The organism is Mammaliicoccus sp. Q-M61 (assembly GCF_022386055.1).
Classification (GTDB): domain Bacteria; phylum Bacillota; class Bacilli; order Staphylococcales; family Staphylococcaceae; genus Mammaliicoccus; species Mammaliicoccus sciuri_A.
Window position 1 is genome coordinate 1 of sequence record NZ_JAJNJL010000042.1, and the last position, 273, is coordinate 273.

General features: G+C 35.5%; 1 protein-coding gene. It reads right to left on the reverse strand.

The features are described from left to right. A partial coding sequence (locus tag LQ677_RS14620) for a hypothetical protein (RefSeq protein WP_239749101.1) occupies window positions 1-273 on the reverse strand: 273 nt, incomplete at both ends.

A 273-nucleotide genomic window follows, 5' to 3' on the forward strand; every position in this document is an offset into this window, starting at 1 on the left:
TGTTAGATGTTGTAGCCATATATGTTGGTGATACAGCTCCATCTTTATCGATCCATTGTAAGTATACTTTCGTACCTTCAGGAACTGCTGTAAGTCCATTAGACATTGTTGCAGGCGTTCCTTTATCAACAATCCAAGCTCTTCCTGACAAAGTATTTTTAGCGTTAGTTGCGTCAGTTTGAGATTTGATATATCCATTCTTAATCGCATCTGCTTCGATTACTTTTGATTTATCTGTTACTGCTAATGTATTGATTAATTCATTTGAAGCAA